The sequence below is a fragment of the Notoacmeibacter ruber genome (assembly GCF_003668555.1).
GTDB classification, from domain to species: Bacteria; Pseudomonadota; Alphaproteobacteria; order Rhizobiales; family Rhizobiaceae; genus Notoacmeibacter; species Notoacmeibacter ruber.
The window spans coordinates 986622-1000281 of sequence record NZ_RCWN01000001.1; the positions used below are offsets into that span (position 1 = coordinate 986622).

17 protein-coding genes are annotated in these 13660 nt (G+C 60.1%); 7 read left to right on the forward strand and 10 right to left on the reverse strand.

Features of this window, described 5'->3' with window-relative positions:
- Positions 1–5: 5 nt before the first annotated feature.
- The 8 genes from D8780_RS04625 to D8780_RS04660 form a co-directional block, all read right to left on the reverse strand.
- On the reverse strand, positions 6–1262 hold the full coding sequence (locus tag D8780_RS04625; RefSeq protein ID WP_245412263.1) for an MFS transporter: 1257 nt from the start codon (positions 1260–1262) through the stop codon (positions 6–8).
- A 109-nt stretch (positions 1263–1371) separates the two neighbouring features.
- Positions 1372–2280: a mechanosensitive ion channel family protein gene (locus D8780_RS04630; RefSeq protein ID WP_121644564.1), complete on the reverse strand. Its 909-nt coding sequence runs from the start codon at positions 2278–2280 to the stop codon at positions 1372–1374.
- A 100-nt stretch (positions 2281–2380) separates the two neighbouring features.
- Positions 2381–2962, reverse strand: a complete 582-nt coding sequence (locus tag D8780_RS04635) for a YfbR-like 5'-deoxynucleotidase (protein WP_121644565.1) — start codon at positions 2960–2962, stop codon at positions 2381–2383.
- Between the two features lie 38 nt (positions 2963–3000).
- On the reverse strand, positions 3001–3831 hold the full coding sequence (gene ygfZ, locus D8780_RS04640; RefSeq protein ID WP_121644566.1) for a CAF17-like 4Fe-4S cluster assembly/insertion protein YgfZ: 831 nt from the start codon (positions 3829–3831) through the stop codon (positions 3001–3003).
- Between the two features lie 3 nt (positions 3832–3834).
- On the reverse strand, positions 3835–4770 hold the full coding sequence (locus tag D8780_RS04645; protein WP_121644567.1) for a hypothetical protein: 936 nt from the start codon (positions 4768–4770) through the stop codon (positions 3835–3837).
- Positions 4771–4830: 60 nt separating this feature from the next.
- Positions 4831–5088, reverse strand: a complete 258-nt coding sequence (locus tag D8780_RS04650) for a hypothetical protein (protein WP_121644568.1) — start codon at positions 5086–5088, stop codon at positions 4831–4833.
- 147 nt (positions 5089–5235) lie between these two features.
- A complete protein-coding gene (locus D8780_RS04655; RefSeq protein WP_147440282.1) occupies positions 5236–5670 on the reverse strand; it encodes a TIGR02301 family protein in 435 nt (144 codons plus the stop codon).
- Between the two features lie 32 nt (positions 5671–5702).
- Entirely contained in the window at positions 5703–6122 is a 420-nt protein-coding gene (locus D8780_RS04660) for an NUDIX hydrolase (RefSeq protein ID WP_158598441.1), read from the reverse strand.
- A 49-nt stretch (positions 6123–6171) separates the two neighbouring features.
- Between D8780_RS04660 and D8780_RS04665 the strand changes: the two genes are divergently transcribed.
- On the forward strand, positions 6172–6915 hold the full coding sequence (locus D8780_RS04665) for an SOS response-associated peptidase (protein WP_121644570.1): 744 nt from the start codon (positions 6172–6174) through the stop codon (positions 6913–6915).
- 5 nt (positions 6916–6920) lie between these two features.
- Positions 6921–7553 (forward strand): LysE/ArgO family amino acid transporter, encoded by a 633-nt coding sequence (locus D8780_RS04670; RefSeq protein WP_245412264.1) that lies wholly within the window; start codon positions 6921–6923, stop codon positions 7551–7553.
- Between the two features lie 12 nt (positions 7554–7565).
- On the opposite strand, the gene D8780_RS15665 is transcribed toward D8780_RS04670, so the two are convergent.
- Together D8780_RS15665 and D8780_RS04675 are read right to left on the reverse strand one after the other, a co-directional pair.
- Positions 7566–7901 (reverse strand): SH3 domain-containing protein, encoded by a 336-nt coding sequence (locus tag D8780_RS15665; RefSeq protein WP_147440283.1) that lies wholly within the window; start codon positions 7899–7901, stop codon positions 7566–7568.
- Positions 7902–8043: 142 nt separating this feature from the next.
- A complete protein-coding gene (locus tag D8780_RS04675) occupies positions 8044–8235 on the reverse strand; it encodes a hypothetical protein (RefSeq protein WP_121644572.1) in 192 nt (63 codons plus the stop codon).
- A 263-nt stretch (positions 8236–8498) separates the two neighbouring features.
- Here D8780_RS04675 and cysS point away from each other — a divergent pair, with 263 nt between their 5' ends.
- From cysS to rarD, 5 genes are read left to right on the forward strand one after another with little or no spacing between them, the layout of a single operon-like run.
- Positions 8499–10061 carry a cysteine--tRNA ligase gene (gene cysS / locus D8780_RS04680; RefSeq protein ID WP_121644573.1) on the forward strand — a complete coding sequence of 521 codons (1563 nt, stop codon included), beginning with the start codon at positions 8499–8501 and terminating at the stop codon, positions 10059–10061.
- The gene (locus D8780_RS04685; RefSeq protein ID WP_121644574.1) at positions 10058–10513 is read left to right on the forward strand and encodes a GFA family protein; all 456 of its coding nucleotides are present in this window, start codon (positions 10058–10060) and stop codon (positions 10511–10513) included. Before cysS ends, D8780_RS04685 begins: the two co-directional genes overlap by 4 nt.
- Entirely contained in the window at positions 10510–10980 is a 471-nt protein-coding gene (locus D8780_RS04690) for a GFA family protein (RefSeq protein WP_121644575.1), read from the forward strand. Before D8780_RS04685 ends, D8780_RS04690 begins: the two co-directional genes overlap by 4 nt.
- 41 nt (positions 10981–11021) lie before the next feature.
- Positions 11022–12632 carry a citramalate synthase gene (gene cimA / locus D8780_RS04695; RefSeq protein ID WP_121646369.1) on the forward strand — a complete coding sequence of 537 codons (1611 nt, stop codon included), beginning with the start codon at positions 11022–11024 and terminating at the stop codon, positions 12630–12632.
- Positions 12632–13603: an EamA family transporter RarD gene (rarD, locus tag D8780_RS04700; RefSeq protein ID WP_121644576.1), complete on the forward strand. Its 972-nt coding sequence runs from the start codon at positions 12632–12634 to the stop codon at positions 13601–13603. Before cimA ends, rarD begins: the two co-directional genes overlap by 1 nt.
- Positions 13604–13660: the final 57 nt, after the last annotated feature.

Below are 13660 nucleotides of genomic sequence, written 5' to 3' on the forward strand. Positions count from 1 at the left end.
TGGCTCTACTCGGCCGCGGCGACTATGCCGCGTTCGACAGGCTGCTCGCTGATCGGCCAATGGAGGAGCGCTGCGATGAGCCCCAATATCACGCCGATCCACCAGACAGGATCATAGCTCCCCATCGTCTGCCGCAGATAAGCGCCGAGCCAGACGCCCATGAAGGAGCCGATCTGGTGGGAGAGAAAGACGATCCCGCCGAGCATGCCGAGATATTTCGTTCCGAACATCACCGCGACCAGTCCGTTGGTCGGCGGCACTGTCGAGAGCCACAATATGCCGATGACGATGGAGAAGGCGATGACGGTGGCAGGGCTGGGCGGCAACAGGACGAAGGCCGCCACCGCGACGGAACGCGCCACATAGATAAGGGTTAGAAACAGTGGTTTGCTCATTTTCTGACCGATAATACCGGAGGCGAGCGAGCCGCCGACGTTGAACAGTCCGATCAGGGCCAATCCGATGACGGCATATTTCGCATCGATGCCGATATCCGCCAGATAGGCAGGAAAGTGAACGGTAATGAAAGCCAGCTGGAAACCGCAGACGAAGAAGCCTGCGGTGAGCAGAAGATAGGAGCGATGGGCAAATGCCTCGCGCAATGCTTCGGCGAGCGACTGGTTGCTGACGGCCGCGACGGCACGTCCCGTCGATGAAGTGCCGGTCAGAGGGATGGCGAGAAGCGGCACAAGCAGCATCAGCGCGGCCATCCATAAAAGGGCGTCCGACCAGCCGAACAGCTCGATGAATTGCTGGCTGAGCGGTGCAAATACGAACATGCCGGCACTGCCCGCGGCCGTTCCTATGCCGAAGACCAGACTGCGCTGGCTCTCATCGACATTGCGGGCGAATGCGGCAAGGACGATCCCGAAGCTGCCGGCGGCCACGGCGAACCCGACCAGCATACCGGCACTCAGATATAGGATGCCCGCCGTGTTGGCTGTGGCCATCAGAACAAGACCGGCTGCATAAAGGATTCCGGAAAGAGCGAGCACACGCCACGTCCCGTAACGGTCTGCGATTGCGCCGAAGAGAGGCTGGCCGACGCCCCAGCAAATGTTCTGCAGCGCCAGTGCCAGGCCGAAGGCATTGCGGTCGAAATCGCGGTCCGCCAGCATGGGAAGCTGAAAGAAACCCATTGCCGAACGTGGACCGAATGTCAGCGCTGCAATGATGCAGCCGCATGCGATGATGAGAAACGGGAAACCCGGATTGCCCGGCGGGCTCTTCACCGCCTTTGCACGCGCCTTGCCGTCCATCATGGCCTTGCCACTCCCGATTTATGGAACGGCTATGAGTACCCGCAGAAAGACGAACGGCAAGAGGCGCAATTGCATCATCGTGTCACCGCAGCAAAGTGACTGGGCGCTGTCAGGCGGCTCCGGCCACAGGCGACCCCTCCGGCGCAGGAGTGGAAAGCGCGTCCTGTCCGGACACGATGTGAAGATCGCGCTGCGGGAAGGGAATGCTGATCCCTTCGGCGTCGAAACGCTCCTTCGCCAGCTTGCGAAGATCGTTGATCGTCGCCCAGTAATCGGGTGTCTTGGTCCAGTAGCGCGCCTCCACGGCGACTGCGCTGTCGCCTAGCGCCTGCACGTAATAATAAGGCTCGGGATCGGACAGTACACGGTCATCGCGCTCGATCAGGCCGCGCATGATCGCGATCGCCGCATCGGCATTGTCACTATATCCGATACCGATATTGAGGTCGCCACGACGCAAGCTGTTGCGGTGATAGTTGGTGATCGGCTGGTTCCATATCTCGCTGTTCGGAACCATGAGAAACAGGCCGTCGAGGCGCTGCAGTTCCGTGGTGAACAGACCGATCTCTTCGACTGTCCCCATGACGCTGCCAGCTTCGATCAGTTCGCCCACCTTGATCGGTCGGAGTACCAGCAACATGATGCCGGCGGCGACGTTCTGCAACGTGCCTTGCAGGGCAAGGCCTATGGCGAGGCCGGCGGCACCGAGCGCGGCGACGATCGAGGTCGTCTGCACGCCGAACTGGCTGAGCACCGTCGTGATGACGAAGGCTAGGACAATGTATCGCACCGTCTTCGACAGGAAACGCGTCAGGGTCGCGTCCATGTGCCGGAAGGCGGAAAGGCCGCTACGGGTCCATCGCTCCAGGACCTTGGCGAGAATCCAGCCGAAAATCAGGATGAAGATCGCGCCAACCACCGAGAAGGCGTATTCGGCGATAAGCGCGGTCAATTCTCCGGTGGCTTCGCTGAAAGCACCCGTCACCTCGGCGGTGACCTGTTGCGTTAATTCTTCCATTTCGTCTCGTTCCGGTACTATTGGATTGGGCCGTCGCCGGCGGCATTATTTTTGCGACGTGGCAATTTTCCGGCGAAACTGCAAGGGAGGCAGGCTTTTGCTACGAAGAGCGCTGGCGGGATACGGCCGCCTCAAGCCGTTCTACGCGCTCCTGAAAATCCTTTTGGACAACAAAAACGGCACGCGGAGTGAGGTCGAGACCCGTCGGATCGAAACCCCGTGGCCGCGAAAATGTCTGTGCTGCCTCACGTTCGGAAAAGCCTGCCAGCGTGATGGCTTCATGCCAGGCCGCGATGATATCGGCTCTTTTTATGCATCGTTTCCAGTCTGATGGCAGCGCTGCGGGGAGGCCGAAGCGCAGATGGATGGCTTCCTGAAGGCGGTTCTCGACCACCTTGTAGGTGCCACCCACGACCGCCTTGAAAGGCGAGATCATATCGCCGATCACATATTCCGGTCCGTCATGCAGCACCGCCGCGAGCTTCAGTTCGGAGGAGGCCTCCGGCTTCATTCGCTCCACGATATCGGTGACGAGGAGGCTGTGCTGCGCCACCGAGAAAGCATGCTCACCCTTCGTCTGACCATTCCACCGCGCCACTCTCGCAAGGCCATGGGCGATATCTGAGAGCTCAACATCGAGAGGCGACGGGTTGAGGAGGTCGAGCCGGCGTCCCGACAGCATACGCTGCCACGCCCGTTGTTCTTTTGGCTGACTCACGTTCAGCTCTCGCCGCCGGGCTCGATCGAAAAGGAAAATCGCTCCGGTATTTCGAAGCGAGCTTCGACGTTGTCGGCCGTGACAGGGATCTGTTGCGCGATGGCGGTCGCCACCCGGTCAATTCTGACCATGGCCAGTCCGCTCTGGCCGACCACGGTGCCGATCTCCCCGACCGGCTTTCCGGCCGCGTCGAGGGACGTTCCGCGACCGGGCAGCTCCTGATCTGCCAGAACCTTTACGACGCGCCGCCGGGCTGTTCCACGATGGTGCATCCGCGAGACGACTTCTTGCCCGATAAAGCATCCCTTCTTGACGGACAGGCCGCCGAGTTGGTCCAGAAGCGCATCGAAGGCGAAGGCATCACCGACCGTATAGTCGCTGTCTTCTTCCGGCACGCAATGGCGGATTCGAATTTCGGCAACGGCGCGATCATCGGTCTGCGCTCGATCGCCAATCTCCTCGTAGAGACGGCCGATGCCTGCTTCATCGGGAAACCTGACGTCCCTCAGGCCGCCGGCTTCGTCCTCCGTCAGGGCGATCGGCGTTTCGCCAAGGTTTTCGACGGTAACCTTGGCTCGCAGCCGGTAGAGATTGAACCGGGTATTGAGATCATCCGCCCTGCAGGAGGCCGTCTCCAGCCGAAACCCATCGGCGATGCGACTGATCAGAAACGGATAGGCGATCTTGCCCTGTGGCGTCAGAAGAGCGGCGGGGCGCACCTCATCGGCAGAAAGAAGATTGATGTCGAGCGTGATGAGATTCTGCAGAAAGTGCTCTGCTTCGACACCGGTAACGGTGATCACCGCTCTATCATTGATGGCGTAACGGTTCATGCGTCAGTCTCCCGACACGAAGAATGCCCATTCTCCGTCTGGTGTGATGCCGACGCGATAGAAGACATATGCGCCGATCTCAAGCATGTCGGCGTAATCGCCGGCCGTGACGATGCGGAAGAGTTCGACTTTCTGTTCAGGCGTCAACGATTCCAGCGAGCGGCCGAAAAAATACGGCCAGACATAGAGTTCGGTCTCCTGACCTTCATCGAAATGAACATAGCCCGCTTCCAGGACCTCGGAGAGGATCGCAAGAATCTCCTGCCCATCCTCATCGCCGCTGACGTCCTTCAGAAAGGCAATCGGGTCATCCTCGATCCGACCAATCGAAAGCGCTGTCTGCTTTTCGCCTATCCCGAGATAGGGACGCAAACGTTCAATATCTCCGGTCTTTGCCGCCTCCAGAATCAGCCCACGCATACGCGCCACCGGTTCCGGTAATGCCGTCATGTCATAGCTGACGGGCGGGAGCGGCTTGTTCTCCGGCGCTGGTGCATGCTCGTCTCCGTTCGCCGTAGCGGGCGCTGGCTCGGCTTTGTCGACGGCTTCTTCTTCGCCATCGCCAGCATTGTCAGACGGGCTTGGCACATCCTCTTCCGCGTCCGTTCCGGAGGTATCCTCCAATACGGGATCGGCGGCGCCCGGCGGGCTGGGCGGGGGCAGGGGAGCCGTCTCGACCGGACCTGGCTCACCCTCCGGCGCGAGCTGCGGATCGTCTTCCAGGGGTGGCAGCGCTTTGACGGGGGTTTCCACCTTTTCTGAAGCCACCGATTCGTCTGCCGGCAGGCCATCTTCCGCAAGAGGTTCGGCAGGCGCGGCCAGCACTTCGCCGTCTTCGCTTTTCACCTCGCTGAGAGCGAAAGCCGATGACGTTGCAATGAGGCACGAGCCAGCGAACAGGCTGATAAAGAAAAACCGAAGAAGGGAATTGGGCATCATGAGGCATAGATTGCCGTCAATGCCTCATCCGTCAATGGCCCCAAGACGATAGGAGGATGCTCAATGATGCCGAAGCGAGGGATCGAATTCGCCGGCGGTCAACCGGTCCTGCATCCGGCTCAACATGTCCGCCGCGGCCTGCTCTCCCGCTTCGCTCTGCAGTGCGGAAAGTGCCGTTGCAATTGCGGTTTCGGCCAGAATTTCGACGTCGATACCGGCGATCCGTCCTTCAGCCCAGGCTTCGTCGTGCGATTCACTGGCGCAGAGGCGCATCTCTTCAAGAATGCGGCTTTCGATGTCGCTCGTCGTATCCTGCATGAAACCGTTCCGCTTTCTTCGTTCATTAAACGAGTCTTAATCGGTGTAGCACAGCGACGCAGCGACGCACCATCCATGCGCTGAATTGGTTAACCGGAAAGAATTCTGTCGGGAGAGAGCGCTAAACTCTGTCCCGAAGCGGTTCGCTCAATTGCCGAAACGGTCCACGAGACTTTTGGAAAGCAGGCTGCCCTCGATGCGAAAACGCTCCGCCGCGCTGACCGAAGCGGGGGTGCAGGTGCGATGGTAGCTCGCATAGCGCCGGTAGCCACGATTATAGGCGGCCGTGAGCCGCCGCTCGATCGCTTCGTTGCCGCCGCTATTGGCGATGATGGTTCCGACTGCCTGACGCCAGTTGTCATCGGCTTCGCCGCAAAGTGTGCGCAGATACTGCATGGAGCCCGATATCTCGGCCAGCCGAAGGAGGTCCGGCAGATAGGTCGATTCGGCGCTCTCCACCGTCACGGCTGGCTGGGATGCGGTGTCCTCGGCATCGGCTTCGGTTTCGTCCTGGCCGGCAGCCGGTGCCGCCAGAACGATGGCAGCCAAAAAACCTGCAAGAAGGGTGGAGCGTCTGATCATGACTTTTTCTCTGAAGGCAAAGCGCGGCACATTCAAGACGGTCGCTCGACCCGGTGCGCCTTTTCTGTCGCGAAGCTCTGCGCCAGGCGAAGCGTGTCCTCGGTAATCTCCTTTCGCTGACGTTGCATGGCCTCCAAATCCAGCCAATAGAGGGATGCCGCGTCGTCGCCCGCCACGGCATCGCCTTCTGCGGTCGCGCTGAAGACATGTAGGCGATAGCGGCCCTTTTCGGTCTCGATGTCGAACGTATCGGCTGCCTCCAGTGCGTTGGTCGACAGGCCTGTCTCTTCCTCAACTTCGCGACGGGCGGCATCGTGCAGGCTCTCTCCTTTTCGTACACGGCCGCCCGGAAAAGCCAGCATGTACTGAAAGGGCGGGTGCGCGCGGCGGACGAGCAGAAAGCACTCCTCGCGTCGGATGATAACGGATACGCCTTCAATCGTGTCGTCCATGGCCAGACTCCGCTTGACGCCGCATGGTTGGGCGGGAAAGTTGCGCCGCATGTGCGGACGCTTTTCCCTTACCACCTCGTCGCAGAGGATCGAGGACCATTTCGACCTCGACACGCTGGAGGCGTTTCCGCCTCGATACAATATTGCTCCGACCCAGCCCATTCTCGTCGTCATGGCGGGTGACGGATACGCGTCCGAATCGGTCAGGCCGGTGCGGGAGGGTCGACTGGTCCGCTGGGGACTGATCCCATCCTGGGCCAAGGACCTCGCCGACCTGTCGCTCATGTTCAATGCACGCAGCGAAACGGCTGCCGAAAAGCCCGCCTTTCGTGGACCGATGCGGCATGGGCGGGTGCTCGTACCCGCTAGCGGTTTTTATGAATGGCGGCGCAGCGGCGGAAAGCCGCAGCCCTTCTGGATCTACCCAGCCGCCGGCGAAGTCGTCGCATTCGCCGGCATCTACAGCGCCTTCATGGCACCGGATGGTTCCGAGATCGAGACGGCAGCCATTCTGACGACGGCATCCAACGAATCGCTCAATCCCATTCACGACCGGATGCCTGTCACCATCTCGCCGCCGGATTTCGAACGCTGGCTTGATTGCCGCGACGGCGAGCCGCGTCATATCGCGGATCTGCTCCGACCGGCGCCGGAGGATTTCTGGCGTGCCGTGCCCGTTTCCGATCGCGTCAACAAGACCGCCAATATGGGACCGGAACTGCAGCATGCCGTGCCGGACGACCAGGCTCCAAGGCGCGATGCGCCATCACAGATCGATCTTTTCGGAGAGTAATGCCCGTGGACCAAACCGTGTCTCTTGCCGGACCGTTCGGTACCGGCTTCGTCCTGGGCGCCACGCTGATCATCGCCATCGGCGCGCAGAATGCCTTCATTCTGCGGCAGGGACTTATGCGCCGGCATGTCTTCATCCTCTGCCTCGTCTGCTCTCTATCGGATGCGTTGCTGATCGCAGCCGGCGTGGCCGGGCTCGGAACACTCATCGCTGAATCGCCTGCTCTCATTTACTGGGTGACGCTCGGCGGCGCGATTTTTCTTTTCTGCTACGCGCTGATCGCTTTTCGGCGTGCCTTGCGACCGAGCGCCATGGCGGAATCCTCTGCGGGCAGGGATAAGTCGGGCGGTCTGGCGGCCGCGATGGCCGCTTGCCTCGCCTTCACCTTCCTCAACCCTCATGTCTATCTGGATACGGTGCTTCTGCTCGGCTCGCTGTCGGCCCGCTATGACGGGGCGGGACGGACGGCTTACGGAGCTGGCGCGATGGCGGCGTCATTTGTCTGGTTCTTTGCGCTGGGGTATGGCGCACGCCTTTTATCGCCGGTTTTCGCACGCCCCAAGGCCTGGCGCGTCCTCGACGGCCTGATCGGAATCATTATGGCAGCGATTGGCGCCAAGCTTCTGATGCAGCTTTAAAAGTTCCGCTATTTAGGGGCAATCGGAGTCGCGGACGTAGCGCGCTTTGACGTAGCCTTTCGTGACCCGGTCGCTTTCATAATGAGTGACAGGGCACCAGCGTGAGCCCCATGGCCGGTTGAGGGGGATGCACTTAGCGTCCAGATGGATGATGCCGTGCCGTCGCGGCGGCAATTGATCGACGATGGCGGAACGGGCACTCGGACGGGCGCGCATGTTCAGCACATCGTAGGGAGCGACATTGACGACGTAGAGGCAACCGGGACCGGACGTAGCAAAGGACGCGCCTGAAGTCGCGGTCAGTAAAAAAGCTGTCGCAGCAGCCAGCAGCAAGGGGTATCGGCTCATCTCTGAAACCTCCGATCAATGCCCCTCATCGGAAAATTGCCCGACAAGCGAGTGGGAGGCAAGATGAAAGGTCCGTTCGGATCACCTATCTCGCTCAAATGCCCTAGCAAGAACGGCGGAAACCCGAAAATTCGTCAGCGATTCACTTGGAGCGGCGCGAACTGTCGGCGCAGCGTCCCGCCACGGCACCCGACACGGCGGGATGGGCAATGTTCTTGTACTGCGGCTCGAGACGGACACCGCAATGGCTATAGGTCTCGCGCTGTTTGTTCTTGCGGGCGGCGTCTTCACAACGCTTGGCGGCTTGAACGGCTTCGACGATTTCCAGCGACATGGCTCTTCCTTGTCTGGCGAAATCGAATCAAATTCGAGGCCGCCTTTTTTACGCATGTTCCACGGTAGTATGACCCGCTTTACACTTGGCTAACTCAAGTCCCCGAATGGGGTTCCAATGTGTTTTTTCGATTGAGGGGTGCCGAAATCTGTATTCTGTGGCTGCCGCGCCACAGCAGGAGCGCTCGGCAACTGCTTGACGCTCTGCCGTTCGCCGGCCCAAAAGAGCGGCCGCCGATCCCGCCCAAATGACCGGATAACCCTATGACCGAACTGCGCCTGACCAACACGATGACCCGCCAGAAAGAGGTCTTCACGCCCGAAGATACGAGCAATGTGCGGCTGTATGTGTGCGGGCCGACCGTTTACGATTACGCCCATATCGGCAATGCGCGCCCTGCCATCGTCTTCGACGTGCTGTTCCGCCTTCTCCGGCATCTCTATGGCGAGGATCACGTCACTTATGTGCGCAACATTACGGACGTCGACGATAAGATCAATTCGCGGGCGCTGCGCGACTTCGGGCCGCAGATCGAGGCGGGCGAACTGACGCTGAACGAGGCGATCCGTCAGGTCACCGAGACAACGTTCGCGCAGTACCAGAAAGATGTTGAAGCGCTGGGTTGCCTGCCGCCGACCATCCAGCCCCGCGCGACGGAACACATCGATGGCATGATTAAGATTATTCAAGCACTTTTGGACGAGGGACACGCCTACGTTGCCAATGGTGCCGAAGGCAGGGAGACGCTCTTTGATGTTCGCTCGATGGCGAATTATGGGCAACTATCGAGACGTAACCTCGATGACCAAAAAGCCGGCGCGCGAATCGACGTTGAGGATCACAAGCGAAATCCGGGCGACTTTGTTCTCTGGAAAGAAAGTGCTCCCACTCAACCCGGATGGGAGGCTGAATTCACGATTAGCGAGGAGAACCGACAGGCGCTGCATCTCAATGATTGCTACGTCTCGATCCACGGCCGCCCCGGCTGGCATATCGAATGCTCGGCCATGAGCGCGGCCTATCTCGGCGAGACGTTCGACATTCATGGCGGCGGGCTGGATCTGATCTTCCCGCATCACGAGAACGAGATCGCCCAGTCCTGCTGCGCGCATGGATCATCAGCCATGGCCAATTACTGGCTGCACAATGGTTTCGTGCAGGTCGAAGGGCGGAAGATGAGCAAGAGCGAAGGCAACTTCGTCACTATCCACGACCTGTTGCACACGGAAAAATTCGGCGGTCGCAAATGGCCGGGCGAGGTGCTGCGCCTCGCCATGCTGATGACCCACTACCGCGAACCGATCGACTTTTCTGTGCGGCGTTTGGAAGAGGCCGCGAATTGGCTAGAGCGCTGGCGACGCCGCATGCGTCAAACGGATAATCGTAAACCCAATGTCCCTTCTCTTTTCATTCATTCCATTTGCGACGATCTTGATCTCTCAAAAGCATTCGAGATGATCCATATCATGATGAATGTAGGACAGTGGGCTGAGAAAGATGAAGCCTCCAAGATTGGTGCAGTGGGCTTCGGCGACGGTTTTACTTTTTTTGAAACCTCGGAAAAGATTGCGGAATCAATAGCGACCGCGGCTGTCTGCCTGAAGTTTCTTGGTATCGATATTAGTGCCGCGGCATCGCCGGAAGAGTCACCCGATGTTGATGATTTGGCTGCAAAAATTGACCAACGCCTTGCCTTCATCCGCGAGAAGAACTGGGCCGAGGCCGACCGCATTCGCGATGAACTTCTGGAGCAGGGAATCCAGCTAAAGGATTCAAAGGATTCCGAAACCGGCGAACGCGTGACCACCTGGGAGGTGAAGCGATGACCATCACCGGCGGATGTCAAAGCGGAGCGGTGCGCTATCGTGTCGAGGGCGCATTCGGCGATCCGCATCTCTGCCATTGCCGTATGTGTCAGAAGGCCTCGGGAAACTATTTTCAGCCCTTCGGTCTGGTCCAGCATCGAAACTTCGCCCTGGTCACCGGCGAGCCGAAATGGTTTGCATCTTCGGAGCCGGCGCGGCGCGGCTTTTGCGGCGAGTGCGGCACACCGCTCTTCTTTGAGCTGCTCGGAAAGGGCCGCATCGGTGTTTCGCTTGGCTCCCTCGACGACCCGGCTTCAGTCAAACCGGTCAGCGCCTATGGCGCGGAGTCTCGGGTGCCCTTCATCGCCGAGGTGTGCGCGATCGAAGGAGAGCCGTACGATACAGAGAGCCCGACAATCGCCTCCGTCGCGGCAACGAACCGGCAAAAGTCGGGCCAGGAGCGGCGCGAATGAAGCTGACCGGCGGCTGCCAATGCGGTGCCGTCCGCTTTGTCGCAACCGGCGAGGTGAAGGAGGCCGCAGTCTGTCATTGCCGCATGTGCCAGAAGGCTGCCGGTTCGGTCATCTGGCCGTTCTTCACGGTTAAACGCGTCGATTTGGACTGGACGCGCGGCAAGCCCGACCGCTGGCGTTCATCCAATTCAGCGCAGCGCGGTTTCTGTGCGCACTGCGGCACACCGCTGACCTTCGAGCCGGATGGCAAGGAGACGATCGATCTTTCCATCGGTGCGCTGGATGATCCGGAAACCCTGCCGCCGACCCATCACGTCTGGTCGCAGAAAATGATCGGCTGGTTCGACAGCCTGATTGGTTTGCCGCGGACCGAAGAGCCGGAAATACCAAACGAGGCGACGGCGCAGCAGTCGTTTCAGCATCCCGACAACCCGACCGATGATAAAGACGGTTGGCCGAAGGGCTGAAATGCTTTCCCCGGAGGCGTCCGGGGTGTATGGGGCAAACCATGACGAAAGAACGGCTCTACCTCTTCGATACGACCCTCCGAGACGGCCAGCAGACGCCTGGCATCGACTTCTCGACCGAGGAAAAGCAGCAGATCGCGCAATGGCTGGATGAGTTCGGTATCGATTATGTCGAAGGCGGCTATCCTGGCGCCAATCCGACCGATACGGCGTTCTTTGCCAAGCGCCAGACCAACCGGGCGAGGTTCACCGCGTTCGGCATGACGAAGCGGGCCGGCATTTCCGCATCCAACGATCCCGGTCTCGCCGGCACATTGGCGAGCAAGGCCGATGCGGCCTGCCTCGTCGCCAAGAGCTGGGATTATCACGTCCGCGTCGCGCTCGGCTGCTCGCTTGAAGAAAATCTGGCGAATATCCGGGAGTCGGTCGAAGCCGTGGCCGCTTCCGGCCGTGAAGCGATGATCGATTGCGAGCATTTCTTCGATGGCTACAAAGCCAACAAGGATTATGCGCTGGCCTGTGCCAAAGCCGCCTACGAGGCGGGTGCCCGCTGGGTCATCCTGTGCGACACCAATGGCGGTACGCAGCCGATCGATGTACGGGCGATCGTCGAGCATGTGATCGGCGAAGTCGGTATTCCGGGCGATCATCTCGGCATTCATGCTCATGACGATACGGGACAGGCGGTGGCCAACAGTCTGGCGGCCGTCAATGCCGGTGTCCGTCAGATCCAGGGCACGCTGAACGGCGTGGGCGAGCGCTGCGGCAACGCCAATCTGGTCTCCATCATACCGACACTGCTTCTGAAGGAGAGTTTCGCCGAGCGGTTCGAGACCGGCGTCAGCCCTGAGAAGCTGAAGGGCCTGGCGCGCCTCTCGCGCATGTTCGACGACCTGTTGAACAGGATGCCTGATCCGCAGGCCCCTTACGTCGGTGCGTCCGCTTTCGCGACAAAAGCCGGCATCCACGCATCCGCGCTTCTCAAGGAGCCGGAAACCTACGAGCATGTGGCGCCGGAGAGTGTGGGCAATGCGCGGCGCGTCATGGTGTCTGACCAGGGCGGCAAGTCGAATTTCATCGACGGCCTCTCCCGGCGCGGCATTGCCGTGCGAAAAGACGATCCTCGGCTCGATACGCTGATCGCGCTGGTCAAGGAGCGTGAGGCGCAGGGCTATGCCTATGAGGACGCAGATGCATCGTTCGAAATGCTGGCCCGTCGGCACCTCGGCACTGTGCCGACCTTTTTCAACGTCACCAGCTATCGCTGCGTGGTGGAGCGGCGCATCAATGCCGTTGGCCAGAAGATCGATATGTCGGAAGCCGTCGTAAAGGTGGAGATCGACGGCGAGGAGAAGATGAGCGTTGCCGAGGGCAAGGGACCCGTCAATGCGCTCGATATCGCCTTGCGCAAGGACCTCGGCAAATATCAGGGCCTGATCGACGATATTGAACTGGTGGACTACAAGGTCCGCATCCTCAATGGCGGTACAGAGGCGATCACGCGTGTCATGATCGAGACGCGCGACGGGCAGGGGCGTCACTGGACGACAATCGGCGTCTCGGACAACGTCATAGATGCATCGTTCGAGGCCATGATGGACTCGATCGTCTATTGCCTGTTCGAGCGGCTGGAAGCGCAGAAGGCGGCTTGATGACGACAGCGGCCGAGACCCCGGCAAAAGCAAATCCCGCGGCGACGGATAGCGGTGACAGCCTGCCGGGCTTTGTCTTCGCTCTGTCGGCCTATTTCCTCTGGGGATTTTTGCCTTTTTATCTGAAGGCCGTCGATCATATCGGCGCGATCGAGGTGGTCGCTCACCGCATCCTGTGGTCGGTCCCCATTGCCGGTGGGTGGATTCTTTGGCTGGGACGCACGGCGGATCTCAAGCGCGCCCTCCGGGACTGGCGCATTCTCGGCATGGCCGCCGTTACCGCGACGCTCATCAGCATCAATTGGTCGATCTATGTCTGGGCCATCGCCAATGACCGGGCGCTGGAAGGCTCGCTCGGCTATTATATCAACCCGCTTTTCACCATCATGCTTGGCGCCCTCGTTCTGCGCGAGAAGGTCACACGGCTACAACTGGCGGCCATCATTTCGGCCTTCGTGGCCGTGGCTATCCTGACGTGGGAGGGAGGGGGCCTGCCGCTGGTCTCGCTGGGACTCGTCTTCTCATGGGGCGGATACGCCTACTTCCGAAAGACGCTGCCGGTCGGCCCCAACCAGAGCTTTTTCCTCGAGGTGCTTCTGCTGGCGCCGGTCGCGCTCGTCTACTTGTTGTGGCAAACCTTGTCGGGCGACAGATCCTTCTTCGGCGATGGCAGCTGGACAGATACCGGCCTCCTTCTCTTTGCCGGTGTGGCGACGGCCATTCCGCTCATTCTCTACGCCAACGGCGCCAAGCTGCTGCGGCTGTCGACCATCGGCGTGATGCAATACATCGTGCCGACGATGATCTTCCTGATCGCGGTCTTCGTCTTCAAGGAGCCGTTCGGCTGGGTACGGCTTTTGGCATTCGGTTTCATCTGGCTGGCTCTCATACTCTACGTGTCCTCGATCCTGAACGAGCGCCGCAGACTGAGGGCCAATCTGCCTCTTATCGAGCCGGGCACCCGGACGTAGGTTTTTAGGATTTCGTGGCTCTGGTAACGGCACAGCCTCTGGTCCGGTCGAATGTCT

Bases quoted from the DNA above. Each gene is read 5' to 3' on its own strand.
- D8780_RS04650 (WP_121644568.1), bottom strand. From the start codon at position 5,088: ATGCAGGATACGACGAGCGACATCGAAAGCCGCATTCTTGAAGAGATG.
- cysS (WP_121644573.1), top strand. From the start codon at position 8,499: ATGACCGAACTGCGCCTGACCAACACGATGACCCGCCAGAAAGAGGTC.
- D8780_RS04625 (WP_245412263.1), bottom strand. From the start codon at position 1,262: ATGATGGACGGCAAGGCGCGTGCAAAGGCGGTGAAGAGCCCGCCGGGC.
- ygfZ (WP_121644566.1), bottom strand. From the start codon at position 3,831: ATGAACCGTTACGCCATCAATGATAGAGCGGTGATCACCGTTACCGGT.
- D8780_RS04675 (WP_121644572.1), bottom strand. From the start codon at position 8,235: ATGTCGCTGGAAATCGTCGAAGCCGTTCAAGCCGCCAAGCGTTGTGAA.
- D8780_RS15665 (WP_147440283.1), bottom strand. From the start codon at position 7,901: ATGAGCCGATACCCCTTGCTGCTGGCTGCTGCGACAGCTTTTTTACTG.
- rarD (WP_121644576.1), top strand. From the start codon at position 12,632: ATGACGACAGCGGCCGAGACCCCGGCAAAAGCAAATCCCGCGGCGACG.
- cimA (WP_121646369.1), top strand. From the start codon at position 11,022: ATGACGAAAGAACGGCTCTACCTCTTCGATACGACCCTCCGAGACGGC.
- D8780_RS04635 (WP_121644565.1), bottom strand. From the start codon at position 2,962: ATGCTGTCGGGACGCCGGCTCGACCTCCTCAACCCGTCGCCTCTCGAT.
- D8780_RS04655 (WP_147440282.1), bottom strand. From the start codon at position 5,670: ATGATCAGACGCTCCACCCTTCTTGCAGGTTTTTTGGCTGCCATCGTT.
- D8780_RS04630 (WP_121644564.1), bottom strand. From the start codon at position 2,280: ATGGAAGAATTAACGCAACAGGTCACCGCCGAGGTGACGGGTGCTTTC.
- D8780_RS04665 (WP_121644570.1), top strand. From the start codon at position 6,172: ATGTGCGGACGCTTTTCCCTTACCACCTCGTCGCAGAGGATCGAGGAC.
- D8780_RS04690 (WP_121644575.1), top strand. From the start codon at position 10,510: ATGAAGCTGACCGGCGGCTGCCAATGCGGTGCCGTCCGCTTTGTCGCA.
- D8780_RS04660 (WP_158598441.1), bottom strand. From the start codon at position 6,122: ATGGACGACACGATTGAAGGCGTATCCGTTATCATCCGACGCGAGGAG.
- D8780_RS04645 (WP_121644567.1), bottom strand. From the start codon at position 4,770: ATGATGCCCAATTCCCTTCTTCGGTTTTTCTTTATCAGCCTGTTCGCT.
- D8780_RS04685 (WP_121644574.1), top strand. From the start codon at position 10,058: ATGACCATCACCGGCGGATGTCAAAGCGGAGCGGTGCGCTATCGTGTC.